We start from the raw sequence: 25,205 nt of genomic DNA on the forward strand, positions 1-25,205 counted from the left end.
CCGAACCCGTGTTTGCGACCGGTCGACGTCGGTACATCGCTGCGATACTCGAATCAGTACTGGATGCGACGATTTGGAGCTAGTCACCGCGCTCGTCACGGATAGTAAGCCGCCCGTCGTCGCTGATTTCGATGGCATACCTGTTCTCGCTTGCGACGTCGAACGAAACGACGACCTCGCCGAGACCGCTTCCGCGGGAGAGAATCGTATCGAGGGCCCCCGGATCGATGTGATCGTGAAGGACGAATCCGACATCGGCCGGGGCACTCATCGGGCTACTATCTTCGAGATCACAGATTGCCTGAACCACAGCAATACTTGGCGGGATCTCATCTCCGAACCGGTACTCAGTTGCGGATCGAGATCTCTCCGAGATGTATTTGTTTATTCGTGTATCGATCATACATTACTCCTGGTGGATGAGACGAGCATCACAGGAAAGACGGTTGGGCGTGGGTTAGCAAGCGCTCATTGTTTTGGAAGACGCATTAAATACTTTTTTCGAGCGAGTCGATACATCGTCGGGTCGGTCGCGACTAGAGGGTCTACGAGTCCGGAAGACGGAGCAGAAGGGACGTATTCTGAGACGTGTATATCGATTCGTCATGAACTATACCGTCGTTGAAACGATGTACCCACCGCTCACACTGCTGCGGCCAGCGAGAACTCGCTGGCTGCGTATTCATCAGGGGGGTGCACAATGACGTTCAACGACTACAATAGCGCTCGACCCACTGTCGTGGCGAAATCAGTCCTCGAAGTGGGGAATCACCGCGGACGGACGTAACCCAGTCGTTGGCACCACTCGTAGTCACGAACTTTGCCAGGGAACGATCCTCGCATCCGGAAAAGCGCTCGCTCTCTCTGTAACGACGGTGCAATACTTTCGATCCGTGTAGCAAACGATGGAGAGCAGGGATCTGCGACCGATACGTCTCACCCTGTATCGATTTCGTCGTTGGACGCCTTCCTGCTAGAGGAGCAGAAAGACGATCCAGGGGACGACGAACAGAGCCAGCGTCAGCACCGCGAGGATTAGTAGGTACCCGATGCCCGTCCCCGCCGCGGTGAGCCACGACGGATGCTCGAACTCGCCGAGATTGACTGCCATGTGCCAGCAATCCCGTGACGAATGCATAAACGTACCGGAACGCCCACTCGCCGGACCTGCCGTGGAGTCGAACCGGTTTTCGAGGGTGACGGAAACCCCGGACTAGCGATAGAGATTATCGTACCGTTCGGAGTACTCTCTGAGGGCCAGTCTGGCCCTGCGCCGCGAGGCGAACCCGAAGCCGATGGCCTCACACGCGTCGGCGTCGCACTCCCACCTGAACGTTCCGGAGGCTGGATCTCTCGACACCGAAACGTGTGCGTTGCAAAGTGGACAGGTCCATCCCCACATCAGATCGTCTGCGTCAATAGTCGGACGATCCATCACTGGTCTTATATCCGGATTCTAGGGCGTACTGATAGGGGCTTCCCTCGAACAGTTCAGTCTTTATGTGCACGATCGAGATCTGGTTTCGGACTGCTTTTACCGGGTGACCCGCTACGACCACGCAATGACGAAGATCGTCGTAGTGGACAATCACGGGCAGTTCACCCATCTAGAACGCCGGGCGCTTCGCGACCTCGGCGTCGACACCGAGTTGATCGATAACGACACGAACCCTGAGAAAGTAGCTGCTGACGGGGTTGTCCTCTCCGGCGGCCCGGACATGGACCGCACCGGGCGTTCTGCGGAATACCTCGAGGAGAATGTCCCGGTTCTGGGAATCTGTCTGGGGATGCAACTGATCGCCGAGGAACTCGGCGGCCGCGTCGGCGGGGGCGAGTACGGCGGCTACGCGGACGTAACGGTCGATATCGTCGACGACGACGACCCGTTAACCGGTTCGCTGTATCCTGAAACGCGTGTCTGGGCGAGCCATGCAGACGAGGTGAAGGAACTCCCGGACGGCTTCGAACTGACCGCGAAAAGCGACGTTTGCGACGTCGAAGCGATGAGCGACTCCGACCGGGATCTTTACGGCGTCCAGTGGCACCCCGAAGTTGCCCACACCGAACAGGGAGAGGAGATATTCGAGAACTTCCTGGCGATCTGCGAAACGCAGTAGCTGTCTCACAGCCGACAATAAAATCGCCGACGGAGGCACTGCCGCACACTCGGGTGTACCTGCGTCCCTGTTTTACCTGAATTGAGGCGCTAAGGCCCCTTCTGCTCACGGCTCCGCCGTTTGCATGGTCAGCGGGGCCTTCGGTCCCGCGCTATCCTCAGCGAGCGTCGAAGGCGCGAGCAGGGAGGCGATACACCGCCGCTTGAGTTTCATACATTGTTCTACGGCAATCCCACAGGCCCACGTATTCCGAGTCTCCGTTGAAGTAGTCTGTGCCCCCTTCTGGTTTATAAAAACAACAGTTATTTCCGGGGAAAATTACTATCGGGTCGTTGTTGATCTCTCAGTCGGCGTGAGAGCCATGACAAACAGAAACATACGGGCAACAACACTAGCTGCACTGGTATTGCTTTCAGTCGTCGCTGTCCCTCTCGGGGTTGTCGGGGCAAGTACCGATGCAGGACCAAGCGCTGAACGCGCTGTTACACAGAACGACGATCTGAGCCAGGTCATCACAAGCATCAACGACAACGAAATCGCGAACGCGAACGATTCGATCGCATCGTTCAACGAGCAATTACAACAGAAGGCTAGTCTCCTTAGCGTCGACGTCGAGAACGTCGACCAGGTCGCGACGGTCTCTGCTGAGACAGCCGCCGAAGCACAGGCGGAGGCCGACCGCCTCCGTACCGCTGCCGGCGACCGAGAAGCCGCCATCTTCGATCGGGTGGTGACGGTGATCAACGAAGGCGGCGTCGCGGACGTCGATCCGAACGAGGTACAATCGCCGGCCGACGCACGGGCCGTCTCCGACCGCCTCGAGCAACAGGGCGGCCTCGCCACGCAAGCAGCTCAGTCGCTGCGAGACGCCGCTGACCTCGTCGAAACCGATCTCGAGCCTAATCTTACGACTGCCGCCGAGAAACTGAGCGCCTTCGAGGCCGAACCGTCCACCGGGACGGTCGAAGGCACGGTCACCGATGGCAACGGTGGTGCGGTCACGAACGCGACCGTCGTTGTCGGTGACCAGCAGATGACGACCGCCGACGATGGGGGCTACTCCCTCGATATCGATCCGGGAGAGTACACACTCGCCGTCTCAGCGGCGGGATATCAGGACGCCAGCGAGGCCGTGACGGTCGAAGCAGGCGCAACAGCGACCGTCGACGTCTCCCTCCAGGCGAAGGACGACGGTTCGGGAGATGATGGAACTGAAGATAACGAATCGGATACAGTCGCTGATGTCGTCACGAGTGTTAACGAGAACGAGATCGCGAACGCGAACGATGCGATCACGTCGTTCAACGAGCAACTCCAGCAGAAGGCAAACCTTCTCGGCGTCGACGTCGAGAGCGTCGAGACCGTCGCCGAAGTCGAAGCTACAACCTCTTCGGAGGGTCAGTCGGAAGCTAACCGCCTTCGAACCGCCGCAGACGACCGAGAAGCCGCTATCTTCGATCGGGTGGTGACGGTGATCAACGAAGGTGGCGTCGCAGATGTCGATCCGAACGAGGTTCAATCGCCGGCCGACGCACGGGCCGTCGCCGACCGCCTCGAGCAACAGGGCGGCCTCGCCACGCAGGCGGCTCAATCGCTGCGAGATGCCGCCGACCTCGTCGAAACTGACCTCGAGCCCAATCTTACGACCGCCGCCGAGAAACTGGCAGCTCTCGACGGCAACGAGTCGGAGCCGGCCATCGGCTTCATCGACGGTGTCATTACTGCCGCCAACGGCGAACCGATCGCCAACGCGACCGTTTCCGTCGGTGAGCAACAGACGACTACTGCAGCCGACGGTAGCTACGGCCTCGAACTCGAGTCGGGTGAGTACACGGTTACCGTCTCGGCCGAGGGTTACCGGGACGCCAGCGAGGAGGCAACGGTCGAAGCCAACGCGACTACGACTGTCGACGTGACGCTCACCGAAGCGAACGACGATGGGTCGACTCCTGGCGAGTGTCCGGGGCCAGGACCGGGTCCGAACGACGGCTCCGATATCGTTTCCGCCATCTGGAACGCAGTTATCGACTTCGGAATCGAAATCGCTCAAATCGTTATCACAGGAGCTCGATAGTCGGCTCGCGGATAGTCTCACCCCCTTCCCCGGACGATCCCGGCCGCCGGGTCCCTCGACTCGTCTGTTTCTCCTCGTGGCGGGCAGCGATCCGCGCTGACGGGACAAATTTCGACACGCATCGGACGGGACAGCTTGACGGACCAGGCCGACGGGCGTGGATTGGGCCGATTTTTTGAACTGGCCCGCTCCCGGCTGACGGGATGCTTCGTCCACCGACGGAGATCGCTCAGACTGACCGTCAGTCTCATGACCATCCGAACGGACGTGATAGATGATGACGGTCGACACAGTCGGACGGTTCGAACGAGCACTCGAGGGACTCGAGGTGGGCCTCGAGCGCGTCCCGGCCGCTGACGCGAGCGGGAGGATCGAAACGATCGCTCAGGGGCCGGTCGTCGGTACCCCACTTCCGTTCGAGGGGGTATCGCTCCCGGATTCGGTCAGGACGGAGCCGACCCCTGCCGAACTCGAAGCGGCCAGAACCGGCATTACTCCAGTTAGATTCGCGATCGCAGAGTACGGCACGGTTGCCATCGAATCGACCGCCGACGGTACAGAACCGATCGCTCTCTATCCTGATCGTCACGTCGCCGTCGTCGCAGAGAGAGACGTGGTACCTGATCTGAGTGCCGGCTTTGAGCGCCTCGCCGACGGCTTCGACGAGGGTCGAACTAGCGTCGTCTTCGCAACGGGACGGAGCGCGACCGCCGACATGGGTGAGCTCGTTCACGGCGTACACGGTCCCGGCGACGTCCACGTGATCGTCCTGGAGGACCGATAGGATGGCACAGCGCTCGCGGTCGGAGGAAGCCGACCGAATCCGTCACCTGCTCGAGACCGAGGGTGAGGCCGTTCACGCGCAGGCGAGCGTATCGAACGCCCGCAGATACCGGACGTACGGCGAGACCGACGACCTCGAATCGCTCCGAACAGAGGCGCGCTCCATCAAGGAAGGCGCCATCGATCGGCTTCCGGACTTGATCGACACCGTTCGAGAAGCGGTCGAGGCAAACGGCGGCACCGTCTACGTGGCCGACGACGCGGCGGACGCGAACGCGTACGTGTCCGACGTCGTCGATACTCAGATCAGCGAATACGGGGTCGCCGGGGACGACGAGACCCCGTCGGTCGTCAAATCGAAATCGATGACGACCGAGGAGATCGATCTTAACGACGCACTCGAGGCGAACAACATCGACGTCACCGAAACCGATCTCGGCGAGTGGGTGCTGCAAGTGGCTGACGACACGCCCTCGCACATCGTCGGCCCGGCGATGCACCTCTCGCGGGCGGAAATCGCCGAGTTGTTCAACGATCAGTTCGATCCCGACGAGCCGTTCGAAACGGCGGAGGAGTTGACCCGGTTCGCTCGCGGTCACCTCGGCGAACGCATCCGCGAGGCCGACGTCGGTATCACCGGCGCAAACTTCGTCGTCGCCGACAGCGGGACGATAACGCTCGTGACGAACGAGGGAAACGCCAGAAAATGCGCGGTCACGCCCGACACCCACGTTGCGATCGCGGGCGTCGAAAAACTGATTCCGACGCTTGCGGACCTCGAGCCGTTCGTCGATCTCATCGCCAAGAGTGCGACGGGCCAGCCGATCTCGCAGTACGTAACGATGCTCTCGCCGCCGACCGACTCACCGACGCTGGATTTCGACGCGCCAGCAGCGTCGATCACGGACGGTGGAGGATCGACGGACGAGCCGGCGGGTGACGACGGCCGCGAGGGCGGGCGCGACTTTCACCTGGTGTTGCTCGACAACGGCCGATTGGACATGCGCGAGGACGATCAGCTCCGGGAAACGCTGTACTGCATTCGGTGTGGTGCCTGCTCGAACTCCTGTGCGAACTTCCACGCCGTCGGCGGTCACGGCTTCGGCGGAGAGACGTACTCTGGCGGCATCGCCACAGGCTGGGAAGCCGGCGTCCACGGCCAGGAGTCGGCCGCCGAGTTCAACGATCTCTGTACCGGCTGTTCGCGCTGCGTCGACGCCTGTCCCGTGAAGATAGACATCCCGTGGATCAACACCGTCGTCAGGGATCGGATCAACGCGAGCGGCGACTATGCGGCCTCCGACTTCCTCGTCGACGGCCTCACGCCCGATCTCGAGCCAGGCGGTATCGATCGCGGGAAGCGCTTTTTCGGCAACATCGGAACGGTCGCGAAAGCCGCCAGTGCGACGGCTCCCGTTTCCAACTGGCTCGCGAACGCAGAGCCAGTCCGCGCGTTGCTCGAGCGGATGCTGGGGATCGATCGACGGCGCGACCTCCCGTCGTTCCGGCGAACGTCGCTCGTCGACTGGTTCCGGAGCCGGGGCGGTTCGGACGCCTCGAGGCGACGCGCGAAGCGAGCCGCAATCAGGAGCGAAGCCGCAATCGACCGCGAGGTCGTACTCTATCCCGATGTGTACACGAACTACGTCGATACCAATCGCGGACGGGCAGCCGTTCGAACGCTGGAAGCGCTTGGCGTTCCAGTCCGTGTCCCCGATCTGCCCGAAAGCGGCCGCGCGGCGCTCTCCCAGGGGATGATCTCGACCGCAGATCGTCAGGCCAGCCGCCTCCATGCGGCGCTGGTCGAGGAGATCGATGCTGGGCGGGATGTGGTCGTCATCGAACCCTCCGATCTGGCCGCCATTCACCGCGAATACGAGCGGCTGCTGCCCGAGGAGTCGTTCGAGCGCCTCCGGACGAACAGCTACGAGATCTGCGAGTACGTCTACGGGCTCCTCGAGAACGGTGCCGATCCGGACATCCTGTCGACCGGCGACGGCGAGGAGCAGGTCGCCTACCACTCCCACTGCCAGCAGCGCACGCTCGACCTCGAGGCCCCGACGGTCGCCGTCCTCGAGCGGTGTGGGTACGCGACCGAAACGTCGGCGGCGGAGTGCTGTGGCATGGCCGGCTCGTTCGGCTACAAGCGGGAGTACTACGAACTGAGCATCGACGTCGGCGAGCGACTCGCGAGCCAGGTCGAAGACGCACCAACGGTCGTCGCTTCCGGGACCTCCTGCGGCGATCAGCTCGAGACCTTGCTCGAGCGTGACGTTTCGCACCCAGTCGAGCTACTCGCGCCGACAGATACCTGACGTCGCCGACGCTACTCGTTGCCGGTAGTGAGCGCCGGCGTTTTCCCTGATTGAGAATCCTTCGGCGGAGAACTCGCGTTCGAGACCCAGGACCCTCCTGGCAACGTCGTCTACTTCTATCTTCCACCGAAGGAGCCTCCGGATGCCGGTAGCTCTAGAAGTCAGTGACGGTCAATACACGTCCCGTTCGCGAATTCGTGGGCAGCGAATCCTCACCTGACACAGCAGTGTGAACGGTGTGGACATCGTTTCAACGCTACGATAGCGGCGACAGCCGGGCAAGAGAGCGAAACCGGATTGCCGCTGGGGTCAGGCACCGTCCCAGTTCCTCGCCCTGCGTCGGACGAGTTCAGTACCGGCAGCACGTCGTATCCGCGGGTGAATCGATCGTGGCAGCCAGGTTGAAGCCGGTATCGTTACGTCGTTCGCATCGGTACGTGAGTATCGCGCAAAAAATGACGTCACCCGCCATTCGCGATCACCTGCGGCCGACCGACGCCGACTGTCAAGACGGAATCTATCGAGTCGTCGGAACGAGCCAACGTGCCGTTACGTTGCTCCGAGTCGGGGACGCCGACGGACGGCGAATCAACACTGGTGACCTCGTAACGATCGGTATGGACGACCTCGACGGATTTGAGCCAGCCGAGAATCCGGACGGGAACCGTCCGCTCGGGACCGCCCTCGCAGTGAATCTGAAGATGATCTACTGGTCGGTCCGCGTCTTTGCTCACCAACTGGCCGCACATCCGCTTTCGTCTACCGCTGCAGGAATACTGCTTCTGGCAGGATACGGTGGCGAGGAGATCGTGGCACTCCCGAATATCGTACAGTCAATCTCGGTTCTGATTGGCAGCCTCGGACTCGTGTACGTCGGCAGTGGCCGATTACACCGGTGATTTCAAGCGTTGCTCTTATAGATGATCGGTGACTGTCCCTTTCGGACCTGACGCTTGCCGGGCGAAGGCCACGGAAACACGAGCCAGCGCCAGCGACTCGCTACTCTGTCGCGAACAACGGAAGCGGGGATGAGACCTGAAGCTGCGTCCTTTATTCGAACAGGTCGTCGACTGCTCGCCGAGCCGCGAGCGCAGCGTCGTCGGCGACTTGCTCTGGATCGTCGTCGTCCTCAGGCGCGTTGAGATAGACGTCGACCTCGAGGACGCCGTCTTCGAACACGACGGTAACGTCGAAGTCGGTCACGTCGGACTGTTTGTACCGCGAGAAGATCACGCCCTCCGCGGCCTCAGCGGCCGTCCGAACGACGGTTTCGTCAGACGGCTCGTCGGTCGCCATTTACGCGCCGCCAGCGCCCGGACCGCCGGGGCCTGCTGGGCCCGGGCCGCCCATTCCGCCGGCACCGCCGAGGAGTTCCTCGAGTTCGTCCTGCAGGCTCTCGAACTGATCCTGGACGCGCTCTTCTTGCTTCTCGAGGGTCTCGAGGCGGATTTCGAGGGTGTCGACCTTGTCTTCGAGGTCCTCCTCTGCCTGGTCGTACTCCGTCTCGACGAGGAGTTCGCCGACGTTGCGGTACATCGTGGTTTCCTCGTCGATGGAATCGAGTTCCTCGAGAGCGCTTTCGGCCTCGGTGAGGCTCGATTCGGCTTCCTGTTTCTGGACGGCAACTTCCTGTGCGGTCTCCTGAAGGTCCTGAAGCTGCTCGATTTTCTCCTGTGCTTCCGGCGGCAGGTTTCCTTGCATGTCTCGACCGTCGCCCTCCGGACTGATAAAGACCAGCTTTATCTTCTGGATGGCGTCCTGTCTCGACCTGAGTCACTAACTGACAGTTGTCCCCGTATGCTGTCGTTACGTAACTCCGTCACCGTCCGTTGCGACCGCATCGTCGCGTGCCGTCTGGGTCGCGGCGCTGTCGGTTCGGATCAGGATGTAGCCCCCGATCAAGAACAGCACACCCCAGAACAGAAATATGAGATCCCACAGGATGATCGGCCCGGGTCCGGCGGGCCAGACGTGGTGAAGCCCAAGCAGTTGGTGGGCGACGACGCCTTCGACGACGTTGAAAACACCCCAGCCCATGATCACCGCTCCGAGCAGGGTTCGTCCGGATTTTGGCACCGGATGAAACCGCCATGCTCGGGAGAGCAGTACGATGCCGATGATGGTGAACGTGTACGTTGCGAGGTGAAAAATCCCGTCCGCCATCACGTTGAGTTCGAGATCAGTCGCGACGCTCGAGTCCGGATAGGACGAGAGCATGTGATGGATCTGTAGGAGCTGGTGAAAGACGATCCCATCGAAGAAGCCGCCGATTCCCAGTCCGAGAGCGAGACCTGCCAGCACGAGTGGTTTTGCGTCCCGTCGTAACCCGAGCCACGTCGCCGTCCGGTCTGCCATACGAGTGGTTCGAGCGCAACGCCGAAGACAGCGTTGCCTGCCGGTACAGGCTGTCGACGGTCTCGCCGACAGTTGTCACACGTCTGTTCGCGTTACCGCGCTTCGTCCTCAAAAGCAGACGTCCCCGTATCGGCGATTCGTTCGGCAACGTCGACCAGCGAAAACCAGGTGTTCAGAGCTGCCCGCAGGGCAACGATGTCGTCTGCGTCGATTTCGATGACGAGTTGCCTCCCATCTCGGTCGAGGGAGGTTCGCGATCGGTCGTCGTCGATCTCACCGGTTTCGCGGGCAACGCTCTCGGTGACGAGTTGGGCGCGCGACTCGCTATCGAAGTCGAACTCCAGGGTTGCGTCGTGAGACGCCACGATCGTTACTGTACGCCGACTTCTTTGACGTCGCGGCTTCGTTCTTTCAGGAGCACGCGGTGGCCGCAGTAGGGACAGCGGACGCCGCCGTACTCGTCTAGGTGAACGTCGCGTTTACAGCGAGAGCATTTGTAACTCATACTGGAATTGAAACGGTAATATTATTCGTCGTCCTCTGCGAGTGCAGCGCGGATGGAACGCTGAACGGTGCGGCCGGCGGGGGTCTCTGGACGGTACGCGCCGCCGGTGAAGACCTCTCCCGTCTCCTCGTTTTTCCAGATGCCGGTGCCGACGCGGGTGACGTCGTCACCGTCGACTTCGGCGTGTTCCATGTCGTCTTCGATTTCGCTGACGCGACGTCGTGCGACACGGCCGTAGCGGGCACCGAAACGGCCAGCGCTACCAACCTGTCCTTTCTTGGCCATAGTAGTGCTGTCTATCGCCAGCGGATGCTTAAACCTGTTGAGTCACGCTGGTGTCCAAGAGGCGACTGACTGACTCCGAAAGCCGATTACGACTGGTCGCCGAGGCGTTCGGCGATCGGCCAGGTGAGCAGTTCCAGAAAAACGAGCGCGAGCGCAGCACCGTAGCCGACCGGTGCAAGCGGTGCGGAAAGCAGCGTCGTGCCGATACCCGTCATCATGATCAGCATTCGCGTCGCAAGGCCGCTAACCGCAAGCAGTGGTATCAGGGTCAGGACGGCGTCCGGCCGCTCGAGCATATCTAATTATATCTAATTACGCCGTCCTTATTAACGCTGTGACAACCAGCAGCACCTGTCACCTCCATCGATCTCGGACACTAATCGCTGACGCAATCTTCGTCGCGTCGAACCGACATCGGTGGCTCACAGTGCTGCCTTACTGGAACTCCGCATCCGTCAGGACGTCGTTGAGATCGGCACGAATTCGTTCGCCCATCTCCCGATCGCGAGCGGTCGTGACGATTCGGTTTTCCTGGACGCTCGAGCCGTCCCTGATGAGCATACGGACGTTCCCACCGTCGTCGGCGCGGGTTACTTTCGCCCGCAGACCGGACTGAGATCCCTTGCCGCCGGCGTCGATCGGGCCCGGAATCACCTTCTTGACGTGTGGGTGGCCCGCCACTGTTTGAATGGCCCGCATCCCGGTTCGACCACCGATGAGCGTCGTATGGCTGCCGCCGATTTTTTCGGCCGGCGGCGTCTCGACGACGTCGAGTGCGCGGTTTCCGCGGCGATCCAGAACCGCTCGAACGGGATCGTCGTCGTCGACGCGGTAAAAGGAGTGATGGATGTCCTCGCGGACGGCGCGGATCACCGCTCGCGTCCCCCCGGCGTACACTTCTTCGGGGCGCTTGCGTCGGATTTCGTCGCCGATTAATCCCGCGAAGTTGCGAAGTTCGACGGGTTCGTTTTCGCCGTCTTCCGGAGTCGTCGTGACGGTCGTTTCGCCGAGTACCGACTCGTCGTCGTTCGACGCCGTCGTATCACCCGGATCGTCGTCTTCGCTCGCAAGCATCGTGATGGTCGCCCTGTCACGTGCCGCCTCGAGGACGACTGCCTCCGTATTGGCTTCCCGGCAGACCAGACAGAAGTCACCGGGTTTCTCGAGTGGCGATGCGCAGTGGCGACACTCCATAGCGGAGGATTGAACGTGGGCGTGTAAAACAGACGTGTTTTGCGGCCGGCTTCCGAGCGTCACAGGAGATCTTCGAGAACGTTTCGAACCGGGGACGTGTTCTCGACTTCGAACGGCACTCGAAGCGGGGAGATCGACACCTGATCTTCGAGTAGCGCGTGGCGGTCAGTGTCCTCGGGATCGGGAATGTCACGGTTGGCCATCTGCTGCCAGAGCCGGTTTGTCAACTGGAATCCGCCGTCCTCGTGAGTCGCATCCATCTCGTACACTCTGGTCGGGCGCGTGACCGCGAAGCCGTTCGGCTCACGGTCCGGTCGAGGAACGTTGACGTTCAGATAGTCGAGCCGGTCGAACAGACCCGTTCCGGGTGCACCGCCCACGAGTGCGGCGGCGATCTCGCCCGCCCGCTCGAAGTCTGCTGGCTCGAGCTCTTTGTCGTAGCCGAGCGTATCCATCGACATCGCTATCGCCGGGGTTTCGAGAAAGGCCGCTTCCATCGCTGCGCTGACGGTACCCGATCGGGAGAAGACGTAGGCACCGAGGTTCGCCCCCGAATTACACCCCGAAACGACGATATCGGGCGTCGACTCGAGAGCGTTGATACCGACGATGGTGCAGTCACAGGGGGTGCCGTCGACGGCGTAGCCGAGTTCGTGGTCGGTATGGGGAACCGGCACGGTGAACGCGCTGTCGGAGAGGTCGATCGAGAGCTCGTCGCCGGTCGACGACCGCGTTCGACCGTAGGACAGCGATCGACCGACTGCGCTGCGGTTTCGGTCCGGCGCGACGACGGTGACCGTACCGACGGTCGAAAGCGCGTCGGCCAACGCGCGGATTCCGGGCGCATCGATCCCGTCGTCGTTCGTCAGGAGAACGTGTGGCTCTGAGTCCAGTTCCATTGCCGTAACCCTCGACTAGCGGTCGAACTACCTATCAGTTCGGTTTGGCGACTCAGTATTCGCGACGACGACATGTCGATCGTATCTATACGTTTCGCTCCGCAGGTTGGACAGTATCGCGCCCCTTCGTGACGGCCGGTTCACACTCGAGGCAATTGATTTCCCGCTCTCTTCGGGCACTCTCAAGAAAAATGCCACAGGACGTACAGAATGCGGCGGACGACGACATGTCAACAGGAACGTGGACAGTCGTCGGCATCCTCTCAGCGCTCGGCGTCGCATTGTCGAGACGCGGTATGCATCCTGTGTGCGGCGAGCACCCAACGCTTGCGGTGTTGCACGCGACGCTCCAATTTAATGACCTGGAAGTTCTCCCTTCGATATGATCGGATTCGATCACTGGGCGGCGACAGTGTCGCACTTCGCGCAGACTGGTCCCGGGGTCAACGTCGACATCGGCACGACCAACGGGATTTTTGGCGGGGCCGTCTCGGCGTTCCTGACGACGCTCGTCGTCGGCGCAATCATGGTGGCCGTCGTCCCAGCGTACACTGAACGAATGATGACTGTCGTCCTCGATGATCCGATCGGGTCGTTCGCGTACGGGATCCTCTCGTTGCTCGCGATCGGTTTCGTAGCGGTCGTGCTAATACTTACCGTCATCGGAATACTCGTCGCGGCTCCGCTGTTGATACTCGCGTTTCTCGTCTGGGCGATCGGCGCAGCGATCGCGTATCTTGCGATCGCAGATCGGTTAGTAGGACGCGAAGATGGCTGGCTGAAGCCGCTGGTGGTCGCGGCGGCCATCAACGGAATCCTCGTCGTGACCGCCGTCGGCGGCCTGCTCTCGATCTGTATCGGTGCCGCCGGCTTCGGTGCCGTCCTTCGGAACTATCTCGAGTAGCGAGAAGCCCCTATATATCGGACACGCATGCGCCTAGCGCCTTGCTTCCTCGGTGAAGTTCCTTCCATCGGACGGACGACGGGTCGGCACTGATCGGGAACCGAATACTCGCCTCGCCATTCGACCGTCGCTCTCGATGTGCTTTCGTACGGTTTCGGCGGCAGCACACGAGATTCGATCGAATCGTGTGCATTAACTGGACGATAAATATCACTGCAGAGTCGGTACGACCGGCCGATGGACAGGCGACGATCGGTACTTCTGGTCATCGCGGTAAGTGTGCTACTCGTATCGTCCGTCGTCGTTCCTGCGTTTCCGATGTATCACCTCCCACACCATCACTCGTACGAACTCTCCGAGGGTGCCGAGTATCGGTCGGTCGTCGTCTTTCGAAACGACGACATCGAACCGGGTCACAGCGACGATCTCCGTCGATCGGTGAATCAGGTTTTCATCGACGAGGAGGTACCGGTTACGAACGCGGTTATCCCGACGAAAAACGGGGAATCGATTGCGGCTAACGAGTCGTTCTGTCGCAATCTCAGACGCCAGTCGCGAGCCAATCCAGGGTTGATCGAGTACTCGCTCCACGGATACCGCCACGAGCCAAACGACGAGGGCGCTCCTCGAACGAACGGGAGCCAATCCACCGTTAGAAGCGAATTCGGCGGCCTGCCGATGGACGAACAGCGAGAGCGGATCCACGAGGGCAAACGTATTATGACCGCCTGTCTCAACACGACGCCACGGTCGTTCGTCCCACCGTACGCGACCTATGACAACGCGACAGTCGACGCTCTCGCCGCGGAGAATTTCTCCATCGTCGCCGGTGGGGGCTGGTTTACGGAGTCCTATTACGGCCGAACCGACCCCTTCGAAACTGCGTCCGTGGTCCACCTTCCGGAAGACCAGGGGTTCGTCGAGAACTGGGACACCAACGCGTTCCACAATCCACGAACGCTTCGTTCCCAGTTCGAAAACGCATACAGGAACGGTGAGGTGTACGTACAGGGGCTTCACTATTGGACGTTCGACAGCGAGCGGCGCCTCGAGCACCTCCGGGCGTTCATTCGGTACGTCAAACGCCACGACGACGTTCTGTTCCTGACGCTCGAGGAGTTCGCCGACGCGAAACGGGACGGGCGGCTGACGGAGACGGGCAACGGCTGGTCGTATACGTCGACCGACGACCAGCGGGTCTACGACACCGATCGGTGAAGGCGGTCCGGCCGCCGGCCGTAATGGGATTCGATAGTCGGTGTAGGAGCCCCCTCGAGCGGTCGGCAAGAAGCGCTCGGCCTGCGTAGTCCCCTCTGGTCTGAAATTCGCACCGTCCGAGCGACGAATCACCCGCCAGCGTTTCTTTACCACCACTATAATTTAATCGAGTATGCGAAAATGAAATAGAAAATGAAGGTGTTGTGTGTTGCTGCACATCCCGATGATGAAGCACTCGGCGCGGGGGGGACGCTGGCTAAACACGCTGCTGAAGGCGATGAGGTCGAAGTCTTCCTCGTTAGTGACGGGGCTATGGCTCGTTACGAACAGGAGACGGAAACCGCGATGGAGCGGCGAGCGGAACGGCGAGCGGAAGCGGAGACAGCAGCCGACATCCTCGGCGTATCGAACCTGACCGTCCTCGACTACTGGGGGAATCAACTCGATGATGTCGCACTCATCGATATCGTTCGCGACGTCGAATCGAAGATCGATTCGTTTCAACCGAACGTGATTTATACGCATCATTACGGCGATCTCAACATCGACCACGAACTCGTCGCCCGCGCCGTACGGACCGCCGCTCGCCCCACTACCGACTCGCCAGTCGATAGAATCCTTTCGTTCGAGACGCTCTCGGCGACCGAGTGGGGCATGCCATCGGCGGATAACGCGTTTCAGCCGACGACCTTCGTGGATATCGACGAGTATCTGACACAGAAAATGAATGCGATCAATGCGTACGAAAGCGAGATGCGCGACCGTCCGCATCCGCGAAATCCCGACGGCATTCGAAACAACGCCAAAGTCTGGGGAGACAAATCGGGTCTGCTTGCGGCCGAACCGTTCGAGTTGCTCCTGGAACGTCGGTGATCCCGGCGCGAACGTAAGGGTCGCGACGATAGCCGCCGCATTATATAGTTGTTAACTGGTAAAAGGTGTAATATAGTAAAGGCGGGCCGTTAGCGTGCCTTATGCAATGAGTGAAACTGTCGCTGTGTACCAGCCACACTACTATCCGCGGTTGCATTACCTTGCACGGGCCCAACAGGCCGATATCTTCGTAATCTACGACGATGTCGAATTTTCTCGACGGTCACGTCATCATCGCGCCAATATCGACTATTACGACAAAGAGTGGCTCACGATTCCGATCGCTCATAACGGCCAGAACACGCTGATCACGGATGCGCGGATCGATATGTCGGTACCGTGGCCCGCGAGGCACCTCCAGACGCTCGTCGGAAAGTACGGTGCAGAGGCGAACGACCTCGCACCGTTCTACCGGCGCCTCTGTCTCTCCGTCATCGATCCGGAGACGCTCCGCGACAACACTGATCGAATACGCAAACTCACGACGGACCCCGATGTCGGTAGCCTGATAGACGAATGGGTCCGTGTGGATAGGACGTGGCGACGACGACTCGAGGAAAATGAGGTGGCCCACCTCCGTGCCGAGAAAGAGCGTCTCAACGAACGGATCAGCGAGCGGAAACAAACGAATCCCGACGCCGATATTGATGACTTGCTGGCGGACGCGTCGGAAATCGACGACCGACTCGAAACTGCGACGGCTGCCTGTCGAGACGCAAAGGTGGAACGCAACCGAACGCTCGTGGAACTCTCGGAATCGATCGGGCAGAATCGCGATATCGATCGCTTACCGCTGTACGAACTGTGGAACCTCGATGGCGTCGACCCCGAGCGGTGGCTGTCCGACGTTACGTTGGCCGACATAACGGTCCCGCTCGTCGAAGAACTCCTCGAGCGGTTCGGCGTCACGTCGACGATCGTTCGTTCTAGCGAGTTGAACCTCGACCATCCTGGGAACCCGTCCGACTATCTCGCTCTTTTGACCGATCACTTCGACGGCGACGCGTACCTCTCCGGCGAGGTCGGATACGAGAACTACCTCGAAGAGAAACCGTTCGATGAACGGGGTATCGACGTTTTGATACAGGATTGGACGCCATCGTGGGAAGACGGTAACGTGTGCGCGCTCGACGTCCTGTACAACACTGATAATCCGGGGCGATACGTTCGGGAATCGTAAAATGACGGACGATCGATCGGGATCTGCCGGGTGTGATGCAGCGGACGCGAAATCAACGTTCGACGGTGAAGCCTCTCGTCTTTCCAGACGAAAGGCCCTTGGGACCCTCGTGGCGGGCGCAGGCGGTGTCGGTGGGTACGCGGTCTATCGGAATCGATCCGATGATGGCCAGCAAGACGTCGAACTGTCGATGCCCCGAGAAGACGAGATTGACGAGCGAATCGAAACCAACCGGACCGCGGAGTTGACAGTCACCGTCCTCGACGAAGGGGAGGATCCGGTCGCCGATGCGACTGTCGATGTCTCCATGGTTGGTCACGAGTTCGGGTTCGGAACGGCCGTCGACGCGGCGTATCTCGTCGACGAAACTGACGACGACGACCGTTATCGAACCGTCATTCAGGACCTGTTCAACAAGGTGGTCCTGGAAAACCACCACAAATGGGGATTCTGGGACGTCCCAGCAGAACGCGACCGAGCCGAAGCGGCCACCGAATGGCTGCTCGAGCAAGGGCTGGAAATGCGGGGGCACACCTGTCTCTGGCAGAAACGCGACCAGGGAGCGATTCCGGACGACGTCGTCGAGGCGATGGACGATGGCGACGGCGAGTACATCGAAACCCAGGCAGAATCCCACATTCGAGATATCGTCGGCTACTACGAAGACGTCCCCGGGTTCACGGAATGGGACGTCCTCAACGAGCAGATCGAAGAACACGAGATGACGTCGGTCATCGATCCGGATTCGCCACCTACGCGAACGCCCGTAACGGCCGAGTGGTTTCAACTCGCAGCGGAAGCTGATCCCGACGCACAACTGTATATCAACGAGTACAGCATTCTGGCCGGAGACGAGACGAAACACAAAGACGAGTTCGAAGCCCTGATCGAGTATCTCCTCGAACGAGAGGCTCCGCTCGAGGGACTTGGGTTTCAGTGCCACCACTGGAGTCCAGACCAACGTCGGACGCCGACGCAGTTGCTCGAAACGATTGACCGATTCGCCGACCGAGTCTCATCGATCCAGATACACGAGTACGATACGTGGGGCGACGAGTGGTCGGAGTCGATGGAAGCAAAATATTTCTACACATTCCTCAAAACGGTGTTTAGCCATCCCGCTGTCGAAGGGTTTCTGATGTGGGGGTTCTGGGACGAGCTCCATTGGCACGGAAACGCGCCGCTGTTCCGGTCGGACTGGTCGAAGAAACCGGCCTACGACGTGTACACCGATCTCGTGTTCGACGAGTGGTGGACGGACGTACAGGGTCGTACGGGCGACGATGGCATCTTTCGGACGACGGCTGTTCTCGGGGAGTACGAGATTTCAGCGACCGTCGGCAATGCGACGACGTCTACGACACTCACACTCGAGGAGCCGACCGACCGAACCGCAACGATACGACTGCAAATATAATTTTGAATGACACGAATACTGGAAAACTCGTTTCGGCCCCGATCATAAAAATATACATATCTGTATACTATTGTATTTATCGATGGCTGACCGAAGGGGGGACTAACAAATCGTGGCTACGCCGCTTCCGTTTCCGGGCCTGTCCGCGCTGCTCGCATCGTACGCCAAATTGTTCAAATCGCGCCAGTCGTATCCGCTGGCGGATGGGGGCGACCGTCCGACGATTACGGCGATTATTCCCGCGCTGAACGAAGAACGAACCATCCCCTACGCGTTATCATCGCTTGCAATTCAGACGGTCACTCCCGACCGTATTATCGTCGTTGACGACGGGTCGACCGACGACACGGCAACGATCACGCGAGAGTTAGACGACGAACTCGACGTGTCGATCGAGGTGTGGCAACACGACGAACCGATGGGCAAGACCGTGGGCGTCAAAGAGGTTGCCCGCTCCGTCGAGACGGATACGCTGTTCGTTCTCGATGCTGATACGTTTCTCGAGGCCGACGACTACCTCGAACGAGTGCTCGTTCCACATATCGAGTCGGACGTGGCCAGCTCGTTCGGAATCGCGTATCCGACCGAAACGGCTTCGAAGCGGGAATTTCACGACGATTTCAGTAGCGATCTGCTGCCGGCTGAAAGCATCACACGCACCCATATCGAGGACGATCTCGACGCGGCCGAATCGCGGTCCGGACCGCTCGGATATTTCCGGAGCAACGCACCGGTCGTCCAGTACCGAAACGTCAGTTATCACGTCGAACAACGATTCTTCGGCGACGGCTTCTTTCGACTGTTCGATTCGGGACTGTTCCCCGTGGGATGTGCGGTCATGTATGACCGGGCGAAACTCGTGTCCGTTTTCGACGACTACGAAGAGTCCCTCGGGAACGATCTTACTAACAGCGAGGACATTTTCATCGGGTTCGCCTTCTGCGACCGCGGTTGGAAAAACGTCCAAGTCGAAGACACGTACATGCGGTCCGATATTCCTGGCCTGAAGCGGACCTTCAAACAGAACTATCTGTGGGGGTCCGGTTTCCTCCAGAGCGCCTACTACTTCAAAGGCCTCACGACCCGCTATCGAAAACGCAAACGTGAGACGGAAACGGAACCGAACGGCTCTGATGGCAATCGGGCCGAACCGGAATCAGTCGATACAGAGACGCAATCCGAACCGGAATCAGTCGATACAGAGACGCAATCCGAACCGGAATCAGTCGATACAGAGACGCAATTCGAATTCGATATGGACGTCAAAGAGACTGATTCAGGGTCAGAGTCGGATACACCGGACGAATCCGACAGCCCTGATTCACCTGCGGTGACGGAGGATGCGGATCGCCTGGTTTCGGCTGAATCGAACACTGACACTGACGAAGCGACGGTTGACGGCGAAACTGAGCGGGCCGACTCGAGTTCGTCGGACGATGATGCAGCGTCGGTCCAACCGCCGTTGGGACGTGCGATCACGGCCCGGCTCATCGATGGTCTGTATCCGACGACGATTCTCGTCTTCCTCGTTTTATCGTACTTCGGAGTGATCGGCCTCGAGATCGTCGGATTTCTCGTCTTGTGGGAGCTGACGCTGTATACGGTTCTCGTGATAGCGACGCGATCGAAGCGGGTTCATTTCGCTCGGAACTTCGTCCCGTTCGTTCTGATCCGAACGATGATGATGCCCGTGCTAACGTATACGTATCTCCGGGTTGCGACGGATGTCGTTACCGGAAACCGAAACTGGCGAAAGTAAGTCCTCTCCTCTCCCACCGTGTGTGGTCGCTCTGCGAGGAGATATCCTGGACCGGTTCGTTACTGGATATTTTCCTCACCATTCGGCCGACTCGTTCGCGACTTCGGTTTCCAGTACGTCCCCACCGTCGTCGGGTCGACCGATCCGTGACCGTCAGTATACTCACCGTGCCGTTCGGAATCCGTCGAATCGTCGATTGGTGGTGATCCAGTTCTGTTCGGGGATAGCTGGTCGGTCACTTTCCGAGCGGACCCCTTCCGATCGGCTACCCAATCAAAGACGTCGTATTCTCCATTTTCTCAGAAGAGCGTACTTTAACGTCGATATAATCTATTTTTACCGTTGCTTGAAATACTTTTATTGCGATATCATATAGATAACAAAGGGTGTCGTAGCGAAGTACCCGGTGGATGAAAGGGGATACACCTGCCGGGGAGGAGATCGGAAACTCACACGAAATCACGACTACTGTCGATACGTCCGCTGATACCAAGCAGGGCGAACTAGAACAATCTGATAGTTCACAAGCGGAGACGACCGTTCGAAATAAAGTGGCTGCTAACACTACTACTGACGACGCGAACTCGGGGCTAACCGTGCAATCGGATGCTGAAGTGTATCCCGACGAAGCGGTAGCACAACCCTCGAGATCGCACTCGCAGACGGCTACCGGGACAGACGAGTTGATTGACAAAAAAATTCTCATCACCGGTGGCGCGGGATTTATCGGAAGCCATCTTTCAAATCGGCTGACGACAGCGAACGACGTCATCGCTCTGGACGACTTTTCGACCGGTTCGGCGGACAACGTCGATTCGAACGTCGAACTCGTCGAAGGTGATATTACTGACGAAGATACCGTTGGAAACCTCGTCGATGGGGTCGACGTTCTGGTGCACATGGCCGCTATGATGGGTGTACGACGGACGCTCGAGAACCCTCTCGGAGTGCTCGAGGTGAACATGGAAGGCACGAAAACAGTTCTCCAGACCGCAAAAGAACACAACGTGGACCGCGTTCTGTTTACCTCGACTTCCGAAGTGTATGGTGATCTCATCGACCCACCGTACGGGGAGACCGACGAGAAGTCGCCGAAAACGAATTACGCCGTAGCGAAACTCGCAGACGAGCGTTATACGAAGGCGTTCTGTCGAGAAGCCGGTATCGATTATACGATCGTGCGATACTTCAACGTCTACGGACCGCGCCAGGAGTCCTCGGAATACGGCTACGTGGTGCCTCGATTCATCACGCACGCCCAAAACGACGAACGGGTACCGGTCCACGGTGATGGATCACAGACTCGAGACTTCACGTACATCGACGATGCAATCGACGCGACTATTCAGGCGCTCGGTCCCACCGGTGTCAACGAGACGTTCAATATCGGGTCGGGAACCGAAGTTTCCATCGCGGAACTGGCCCGTACGGTCGTCGATACGATCGGAAGCGGTGAAATCGAATTCGTAGACCATCCGCGGCCGTACACTGTCGACCGCCGTTGTGCGGACGTATCGAAACTAGACGAGGTTCTCGATTTCGAACCGGAGATCGATCTCGAGAGCGGTATTAAACGGTTAGCGAAACAGATCTGACGTCCTTCCACGACTGAAGTCGTGGCATTCGCGCTGTATCTGTGTAAAACGGAGTCGGTCGCAGCCTGGTTCACTACTCACGGTTCGGACGACGCTCGGTATCGACCGATATCGAGTCGCGTTTCGTGACGAGGAGATCCTCGAGAACGAGCGCGTCGAGTCCCATCCCGTAGAAGTCTTTGAGCGCCTCAACCGGTGTGTTGACGATCGGCTCGCCGTGATCGTTAAACGACGTGTTGAGCACGACGGGAACGTCAGTTATGTCTTCGAACTCCCGGAGCAGCCGGTAGTATCGTGGGTTCTGGTCTCTGCGAACGGTCTGCGGTCTGGTGGTGTTGTCTGCAGGGTGGAGAACTGCGGTTACGTCGTCACAATGCGCCGGAGCAACGTCGAACGTGTTGATCATGTACGGCGATTCAGTCGCGTTTTCTAGATACTCGTCGGCGGCCGACTCGAGCATCGACGGTGCGAACGGACGCCATCCTTCGCGGTGTTTGACGAACCGATTCACTCGGTCGCGAGATTCGACGGTCCGTGGATCCGCCAGAATGCTCCGGTTGCCGAGGGCTCGCGGTCCCATCTCGAGTCGGCCCTGGAACCAGCCGACGAGTGCCCCGTCGGCGAGCAATTCGGCGACGGTTCGTTCGAGGTCCTTCGGTTCGGAGTAGTCGACCTTGTTCGTCTCGAGAAGCGACCGAATCTCGTCGGTGTCGTACTCGGGCCCCAGATACACGTTGGTCATCGGTTCGACCTGATCAGGACGCTGATCGATCCAGCCGCCACCGAGCGCGAGGCCGGCGTCGTGTGCGACCGGCTGGACGAACAGGTCGTCGACCGACGGCCGTTCCCTGATTGCTTTGTTGAGTTTGCAGTTGAGGACGACGCCACCCGCCAGTCCGACGTTGCCGGTCTCGACATACTCGATGTATTTCTCGACGATGGCCGTGATCGATTCCTCGAGGAGTTTCTGTGCGGTGTGAGCGAGGTTTTTCTCGAACTGATCGAACTCGTCGGTGGTGGTCGAGCGTGGCCGATCGAACAGTTCCTCAAGTGTACGCACTCCGTACTCCGTCCCCCACCGTCCGGTAAGCGCCGTCACGTCGTAATCGACGCCGGTTTCGATTTTGTCTCGGAGGAGCCGTTCGATTTCCGGGTCGTCCTCCCCGTAGGGGGCGAGCCCCATCACCTTCCCCTCTCCGTTGAACATCCGATACCCGAGGTACTCGGTGACAGCGGCATAGAATAGCCCCCAGCTATTCGGATGGTCGTATGTGCGAAGTCGGGAAAGTCCGTCCGTCGTCGCGTGCCAGACGACGGTCGAATCGTACTCGCCTTTGGCGTCGACGGTGAGAACGAGCGCTTCCTCGAACGTCGACGGATGGAATGCACTCACTGCGTGACACGCGTGGTGTGAGCGACGTTCGATGGACGGAAGCGGCGTCCCGATCCGTTTGAGTCGTGATTCGACCTGTTGAGTCGGCAGGTAGCGGGAGACGAACTGGTCTTTGGTCACGTTGAAGAGGTGTGATACCGTTCGAAGCGTGCTATCGCGATGGACCGAATTACCCAGATAATGGCCGAGTATCTTCGTTCGGAGTTGCGGATCGTACGGAAGCACGATTTTCTCGAGATCGGCGAGTTCGATTCCTTCGCTCTCGAGACAGGCTCGGATAGCCTGTTCCGGAAACGTATCTGTGGCGTGTTTCTCCCGGGTCAGTCGCTCTTCTTCGACTGCAAACCGGAGGTCGCCGTCGACGAAGAGAGCGGCACTCGGATCGTGTTGCCCGTACAGCCCGATTGCTGGCTTAAATGAAAGAACATAGGCCATGTATTTGGTAGTGTTATTTCTTCTATTAAGTAAGTTTTGTGAAACTGGCATGTTAGTTCGGCGATTCATACAAATAGTGGCGGAAACGGTCGCAGTCGTCTCTGTGCGGTCTGTGGGCTGATTATCCGGGAAGGAACTGTCGTTGTGACCGGCGATCTGATCGCGGAATTCTACTTTACAGGACCTTGATTGCGCGAATTAGGGCTTTACCCTAGTAGGCGCGTAATCGATACAGCCGATCCGTTTTGGTGCGCGCAAGGGGAGAGAAATTGCGGGTTGGGGGTGCCGAACTGGCGATTGAAATGTATCCAGTCCCGAGCGATGGTATCACCGTTAGCCATTACTATAAAAAATTGAGTATATTGGGCCATTATATTTGAATTCATATACATAATCTATCCAACCTGATTCGGGGGTATCGTGCCCGAAACGGTTCCCGACGCACCCTGGAGAGTAATCGCCCGACTCGGGTGGGCACGAATTGGCTGGTGCGAACCGAATCGACTCATCCCAAGTGAACCGGGTCGACCTTCAGATACTCTCGACAGACGACGGTCGCATAGGATCCCTTCGGCAGCGCAAACGCGAGCGTGAGCGGTTCAGTTTCGATGTCGATACCAGTCCGGACGAGCAGCGCTCGTCGCGTTCCGGTCGAGTAAAACTCGCCGGGAAGATCGAAGTCCGACGGGTCGAGACCGAGGTCGTCGAGGACGGACCGTTCGATCTCGCCCTGTACCCCGTCGGCGAGTTCCGTCTCGGTACCGACCAGCGGGGCTGTGACGAACGCTCGGCCGCGCTCGCAGTGGCGGGTTACTGAATCGACCCGGCGCTCGTCGACACGCTGGAGCCGATCGCTGTCGGGCAGTTCGAGTCCGTCGGGGGCGTCGGTGTCCGAAAAGCAGACAACGTCGCCCGCAACCGGTTGATCGAACGCTACCCCGCGCTCGAGGCGCTCGCTCAGCATCAGGTTGAACGCGTAGGACTGAGCGGCGTGAACGAACAGCCGCTGGAGGTTCGAGGGGACACGCTCGAGGGCGGTGCGAAACTCGTCGGGGCCGGGCTCGCCGTCGCACTCGGCGAGGGCGTGGATCATCGAGCGCTCGTAGCGAAGCCGGTTGGGGACGCGCTCGAGCGCATCCTGCCAGTTTCGAGTTGTCTCGACGTACGCGCGCGCCTCCTGTGTAGACTCGGGTTCCGCAGCCGTCGGGTTCCCGAGGTACGCCATCACCGCTCCTTCCCAGTCGCCCCGCGCTATCGCGAGGCCCACTTCGTGAGTGACCGGGCGACGGCTGCCGAAGCGCTGCTGGCCGAAGAAGTTGGGGACGGCGATCGAGACTGCTGACTTGCTCGTCGTGCCGTCCGACTCGAGACCGCCGAACGCCGCCAACTCGTCGGTGATCGGAGCCGTGTTCTCTGGCCTCTCGGGGTCAGTGACGACGAGTTCGAACTCGTTTCCCGCGAGATCGCCGAACTCGAGCCCCCGTCCGGATCGGCCCAGCACCGTCACGTCAGCCCCGTCTATGTCCGGCAGGTCCGCCGGCTCGGCCCCGTAGACCGAAAACAACTGCGTCGTCACAGCGTACTTGTCCTTCGTCCCGGCCCAGTCGACGCGTTCGCGGGAGATTCCGAGCGCATCCGAGACCCGCGCGGCGAAGTCGTTGGTGTCCCATCCGCGCAGTGTCGCCCGAAAGACGAGATGAGGATAGGCGTCCGTCGGCGCGTCGAGCGGTTCGGTGTCGAAGCGCTCGAGTTCGTGCACCCGAAAGTGGTCGTCGTCCTCTCGCAGGCGGCCGCCGATGCCGTCGGTATCGCTGACGTAGTGTTCCATGCCGACTGCCTGCTCTGTGGGGTGGCCTGGGCGCATGCTGGTTGCCGGGAGTTCGAGTGCGGGACCTAAATCGGTT

The 25,205-nt window shown here is 59.7% G+C and carries 26 protein-coding genes; 13 read left to right on the plus strand and 13 right to left on the minus strand.

The window, feature by feature from the left end:
• Window positions 1–79 precede the first annotated feature (79 nt).
• Both HYG82_RS44215 and HYG82_RS21155 read right to left on the minus strand, forming a co-directional pair.
• Entirely contained in the window at window positions 80–403 is a 324-nt protein-coding gene (locus HYG82_RS44215; RefSeq protein WP_179259137.1) for a HalOD1 output domain-containing protein, read from the minus strand.
• A 570-nt stretch (window positions 404–973) separates the two neighbouring features.
• Window positions 974–1,111 (minus strand): hypothetical protein, encoded by a 138-nt coding sequence (locus HYG82_RS21155; RefSeq protein WP_179259138.1) that lies wholly within the window; start codon window positions 1,109–1,111, stop codon window positions 974–976.
• A 451-nt stretch (window positions 1,112–1,562) separates the two neighbouring features.
• Between HYG82_RS21155 and HYG82_RS21165 the strand changes: the two genes are divergently transcribed.
• The 5 genes from HYG82_RS21165 (at window position 1,563) to HYG82_RS21185 (ending at window position 8,188) form a co-directional block, all read left to right on the plus strand.
• The gene (locus HYG82_RS21165) at window positions 1,563–2,117 is read left to right on the plus strand and encodes a GMP synthase subunit A (RefSeq protein WP_179259139.1); all 555 of its coding nucleotides are present in this window, start codon (window positions 1,563–1,565) and stop codon (window positions 2,115–2,117) included.
• A 361-nt stretch (window positions 2,118–2,478) separates the two neighbouring features.
• Window positions 2,479–4,191, plus strand: a complete 1,713-nt coding sequence (locus tag HYG82_RS21170; RefSeq protein ID WP_179259140.1) for a carboxypeptidase regulatory-like domain-containing protein — start codon at window positions 2,479–2,481, stop codon at window positions 4,189–4,191.
• Between the two features lie 277 nt (window positions 4,192–4,468).
• On the plus strand, window positions 4,469–4,975 hold the full coding sequence (locus tag HYG82_RS21175; RefSeq protein WP_179259141.1) for an LUD domain-containing protein: 507 nt from the start codon (window positions 4,469–4,471) through the stop codon (window positions 4,973–4,975).
• A 1-nt stretch (window position 4,976) separates the two neighbouring features.
• Window positions 4,977–7,289 carry an LUD domain-containing protein gene (locus tag HYG82_RS21180; protein WP_179259142.1) on the plus strand — a complete coding sequence of 771 codons (2,313 nt, stop codon included), beginning with the start codon at window positions 4,977–4,979 and terminating at the stop codon, window positions 7,287–7,289.
• Window positions 7,290–7,744: 455 nt separating this feature from the next.
• Window positions 7,745–8,188, plus strand: coding sequence for a hypothetical protein (locus HYG82_RS21185; protein ID WP_179259143.1), 444 nt, complete (start codon window positions 7,745–7,747; stop codon window positions 8,186–8,188).
• 151 nt (window positions 8,189–8,339) lie between these two features.
• Here HYG82_RS21185 and HYG82_RS21190 read toward each other — a convergent pair whose 3' ends face one another.
• The 9 genes from HYG82_RS21190 to surE all read right to left on the minus strand — a co-directional run bounded on the left by HYG82_RS21190 (window position 8,340) and on the right by surE (window position 12,527).
• A complete protein-coding gene (locus tag HYG82_RS21190; RefSeq protein ID WP_179259144.1) occupies window positions 8,340–8,585 on the minus strand; it encodes a DUF3194 domain-containing protein in 246 nt (81 codons plus the stop codon).
• Window positions 8,586–8,990, minus strand: a complete 405-nt coding sequence (locus HYG82_RS21195; RefSeq protein WP_179259145.1) for a prefoldin subunit beta — start codon at window positions 8,988–8,990, stop codon at window positions 8,586–8,588.
• Window positions 8,991–9,095: 105 nt separating this feature from the next.
• Complete coding sequence (locus HYG82_RS21200) at window positions 9,096–9,644, minus strand: DUF2243 domain-containing protein (RefSeq protein ID WP_179259146.1); 549 nt, start codon at window positions 9,642–9,644, stop codon at window positions 9,096–9,098.
• 92 nt (window positions 9,645–9,736) lie between these two features.
• Window positions 9,737–10,009, minus strand: a complete 273-nt coding sequence (locus tag HYG82_RS21205; RefSeq protein ID WP_179259147.1) for a KEOPS complex subunit Pcc1 — start codon at window positions 10,007–10,009, stop codon at window positions 9,737–9,739.
• A 5-nt stretch (window positions 10,010–10,014) separates the two neighbouring features.
• Window positions 10,015–10,149 carry a DNA-directed RNA polymerase subunit P gene (locus HYG82_RS21210; protein WP_179259148.1) on the minus strand — a complete coding sequence of 45 codons (135 nt, stop codon included), beginning with the start codon at window positions 10,147–10,149 and terminating at the stop codon, window positions 10,015–10,017.
• A gap of 21 nt (window positions 10,150–10,170) precedes the next feature.
• Entirely contained in the window at window positions 10,171–10,434 is a 264-nt protein-coding gene (locus tag HYG82_RS21215) for an eL43 family ribosomal protein (protein ID WP_179259149.1), read from the minus strand.
• Window positions 10,435–10,520: 86 nt separating this feature from the next.
• A complete protein-coding gene (locus tag HYG82_RS21220) occupies window positions 10,521–10,730 on the minus strand; it encodes a hypothetical protein (protein ID WP_179259150.1) in 210 nt (69 codons plus the stop codon).
• Between the two features lie 139 nt (window positions 10,731–10,869).
• On the minus strand, window positions 10,870–11,628 hold the full coding sequence (locus HYG82_RS21225) for a DUF2103 domain-containing protein (protein WP_179259151.1): 759 nt from the start codon (window positions 11,626–11,628) through the stop codon (window positions 10,870–10,872).
• Between the two features lie 59 nt (window positions 11,629–11,687).
• Window positions 11,688–12,527 carry a 5'/3'-nucleotidase SurE gene (gene surE / locus HYG82_RS21230; protein ID WP_179259152.1) on the minus strand — a complete coding sequence of 280 codons (840 nt, stop codon included), beginning with the start codon at window positions 12,525–12,527 and terminating at the stop codon, window positions 11,688–11,690.
• Between the two features lie 191 nt (window positions 12,528–12,718).
• Here surE and HYG82_RS21235 point away from each other — a divergent pair, with 191 nt between their 5' ends.
• The 8 genes from HYG82_RS21235 to HYG82_RS21270 all read left to right on the plus strand — a co-directional run bounded on the left by HYG82_RS21235 (window position 12,719) and on the right by HYG82_RS21270 (window position 21,473).
• On the plus strand, window positions 12,719–12,913 hold the full coding sequence (locus tag HYG82_RS21235; RefSeq protein WP_179259153.1) for a hypothetical protein: 195 nt from the start codon (window positions 12,719–12,721) through the stop codon (window positions 12,911–12,913).
• Window positions 12,910–13,431 (plus strand): DUF8173 domain-containing protein, encoded by a 522-nt coding sequence (locus HYG82_RS21240; RefSeq protein ID WP_179259154.1) that lies wholly within the window; start codon window positions 12,910–12,912, stop codon window positions 13,429–13,431. The genes HYG82_RS21235 and HYG82_RS21240 overlap by 4 nt, the downstream gene beginning before the upstream one ends.
• 237 nt (window positions 13,432–13,668) lie before the next feature.
• Entirely contained in the window at window positions 13,669–14,649 is a 981-nt protein-coding gene (locus HYG82_RS21245; RefSeq protein ID WP_179259155.1) for a DUF2334 domain-containing protein, read from the plus strand.
• 192 nt (window positions 14,650–14,841) lie between these two features.
• On the plus strand, window positions 14,842–15,522 hold the full coding sequence (locus HYG82_RS21250; protein WP_179259156.1) for a PIG-L deacetylase family protein: 681 nt from the start codon (window positions 14,842–14,844) through the stop codon (window positions 15,520–15,522).
• Between the two features lie 106 nt (window positions 15,523–15,628).
• Window positions 15,629–16,702, plus strand: a complete 1,074-nt coding sequence (locus tag HYG82_RS21255) for a WbqC family protein (RefSeq protein WP_179259157.1) — start codon at window positions 15,629–15,631, stop codon at window positions 16,700–16,702.
• A 1-nt stretch (window position 16,703) separates the two neighbouring features.
• A complete protein-coding gene (locus HYG82_RS21260; protein WP_179259158.1) occupies window positions 16,704–18,119 on the plus strand; it encodes an endo-1,4-beta-xylanase in 1,416 nt (471 codons plus the stop codon).
• Between the two features lie 112 nt (window positions 18,120–18,231).
• Entirely contained in the window at window positions 18,232–19,878 is a 1,647-nt protein-coding gene (locus tag HYG82_RS21265) for a glycosyltransferase family 2 protein (protein WP_179259159.1), read from the plus strand.
• A gap of 410 nt (window positions 19,879–20,288) precedes the next feature.
• On the plus strand, window positions 20,289–21,473 hold the full coding sequence (locus HYG82_RS21270; RefSeq protein WP_179259160.1) for an NAD-dependent epimerase/dehydratase family protein: 1,185 nt from the start codon (window positions 20,289–20,291) through the stop codon (window positions 21,471–21,473).
• Window positions 21,474–21,546: 73 nt separating this feature from the next.
• On the opposite strand, the gene HYG82_RS21275 is transcribed toward HYG82_RS21270, so the two are convergent.
• Complete coding sequence (locus tag HYG82_RS21275) at window positions 21,547–23,301, minus strand: carbamoyltransferase family protein (protein WP_179259161.1); 1,755 nt, start codon at window positions 23,299–23,301, stop codon at window positions 21,547–21,549.
• A gap of 505 nt (window positions 23,302–23,806) precedes the next feature.
• Window positions 23,807–25,165 carry a tRNA pseudouridine(13) synthase TruD gene (gene truD / locus HYG82_RS21280; protein ID WP_179259162.1) on the minus strand — a complete coding sequence of 453 codons (1,359 nt, stop codon included), beginning with the start codon at window positions 25,163–25,165 and terminating at the stop codon, window positions 23,807–23,809.
• Between the last annotated feature and the right edge of the window lie 40 nt (window positions 25,166–25,205).

This window comes from Natrinema halophilum, from assembly GCF_013402815.2.
GTDB classification, from domain to species: domain Archaea; phylum Halobacteriota; class Halobacteria; order Halobacteriales; family Natrialbaceae; genus Natrinema; species Natrinema halophilum.

What these genes read in the sequence shown, in the direction of transcription:
- HYG82_RS21215 (WP_179259149.1), bottom strand. Translation starts at nt 10,434, where the DNA reads ATGGCCAAGAAAGGACAGGTTGGTAGCGCTGGCCGTTTCGGTGCCCGC.
- HYG82_RS21200 (WP_179259146.1), bottom strand. Translation starts at nt 9,644, where the DNA reads ATGGCAGACCGGACGGCGACGTGGCTCGGGTTACGACGGGACGCAAAA.
- HYG82_RS21220 (WP_179259150.1), bottom strand. Translation starts at nt 10,730, where the DNA reads ATGCTCGAGCGGCCGGACGCCGTCCTGACCCTGATACCACTGCTTGCG.
- HYG82_RS21190 (WP_179259144.1), bottom strand. Translation starts at nt 8,585, where the DNA reads ATGGCGACCGACGAGCCGTCTGACGAAACCGTCGTTCGGACGGCCGCT.
- HYG82_RS21255 (WP_179259157.1), top strand. Translation starts at nt 15,629, where the DNA reads ATGAGTGAAACTGTCGCTGTGTACCAGCCACACTACTATCCGCGGTTG.
- surE (WP_179259152.1), bottom strand. Translation starts at nt 12,527, where the DNA reads ATGGAACTGGACTCAGAGCCACACGTTCTCCTGACGAACGACGACGGG.
- HYG82_RS21170 (WP_179259140.1), top strand. Translation starts at nt 2,479, where the DNA reads ATGACAAACAGAAACATACGGGCAACAACACTAGCTGCACTGGTATTG.
- HYG82_RS44215 (WP_179259137.1), bottom strand. Translation starts at nt 403, where the DNA reads ATGATCGATACACGAATAAACAAATACATCTCGGAGAGATCTCGATCC.
- HYG82_RS21275 (WP_179259161.1), bottom strand. Translation starts at nt 23,301, where the DNA reads ATGGCCTATGTTCTTTCATTTAAGCCAGCAATCGGGCTGTACGGGCAA.
- HYG82_RS21155 (WP_179259138.1), bottom strand. Translation starts at nt 1,111, where the DNA reads ATGGCAGTCAATCTCGGCGAGTTCGAGCATCCGTCGTGGCTCACCGCG.
- HYG82_RS21260 (WP_179259158.1), top strand. Translation starts at nt 16,704, where the DNA reads ATGACGGACGATCGATCGGGATCTGCCGGGTGTGATGCAGCGGACGCG.
- HYG82_RS21175 (WP_179259141.1), top strand. Translation starts at nt 4,469, where the DNA reads ATGACGGTCGACACAGTCGGACGGTTCGAACGAGCACTCGAGGGACTC.
- HYG82_RS21250 (WP_179259156.1), top strand. Translation starts at nt 14,842, where the DNA reads ATGAAGGTGTTGTGTGTTGCTGCACATCCCGATGATGAAGCACTCGGC.
- truD (WP_179259162.1), bottom strand. Translation starts at nt 25,165, where the DNA reads ATGCGCCCAGGCCACCCCACAGAGCAGGCAGTCGGCATGGAACACTAC.
- HYG82_RS21225 (WP_179259151.1), bottom strand. Translation starts at nt 11,628, where the DNA reads ATGGAGTGTCGCCACTGCGCATCGCCACTCGAGAAACCCGGTGACTTC.
- HYG82_RS21180 (WP_179259142.1), top strand. Translation starts at nt 4,977, where the DNA reads ATGGCACAGCGCTCGCGGTCGGAGGAAGCCGACCGAATCCGTCACCTG.
- HYG82_RS21185 (WP_179259143.1), top strand. Translation starts at nt 7,745, where the DNA reads ATGACGTCACCCGCCATTCGCGATCACCTGCGGCCGACCGACGCCGAC.
- HYG82_RS21245 (WP_179259155.1), top strand. Translation starts at nt 13,669, where the DNA reads ATGGACAGGCGACGATCGGTACTTCTGGTCATCGCGGTAAGTGTGCTA.
- HYG82_RS21235 (WP_179259153.1), top strand. Translation starts at nt 12,719, where the DNA reads ATGCCACAGGACGTACAGAATGCGGCGGACGACGACATGTCAACAGGA.
- HYG82_RS21270 (WP_179259160.1), top strand. Translation starts at nt 20,289, where the DNA reads ATGAAAGGGGATACACCTGCCGGGGAGGAGATCGGAAACTCACACGAA.
- HYG82_RS21195 (WP_179259145.1), bottom strand. Translation starts at nt 8,990, where the DNA reads ATGCAAGGAAACCTGCCGCCGGAAGCACAGGAGAAAATCGAGCAGCTT.
- HYG82_RS21240 (WP_179259154.1), top strand. Translation starts at nt 12,910, where the DNA reads ATGATCGGATTCGATCACTGGGCGGCGACAGTGTCGCACTTCGCGCAG.
- HYG82_RS21165 (WP_179259139.1), top strand. Translation starts at nt 1,563, where the DNA reads ATGACGAAGATCGTCGTAGTGGACAATCACGGGCAGTTCACCCATCTA.
- HYG82_RS21210 (WP_179259148.1), bottom strand. Translation starts at nt 10,149, where the DNA reads ATGAGTTACAAATGCTCTCGCTGTAAACGCGACGTTCACCTAGACGAG.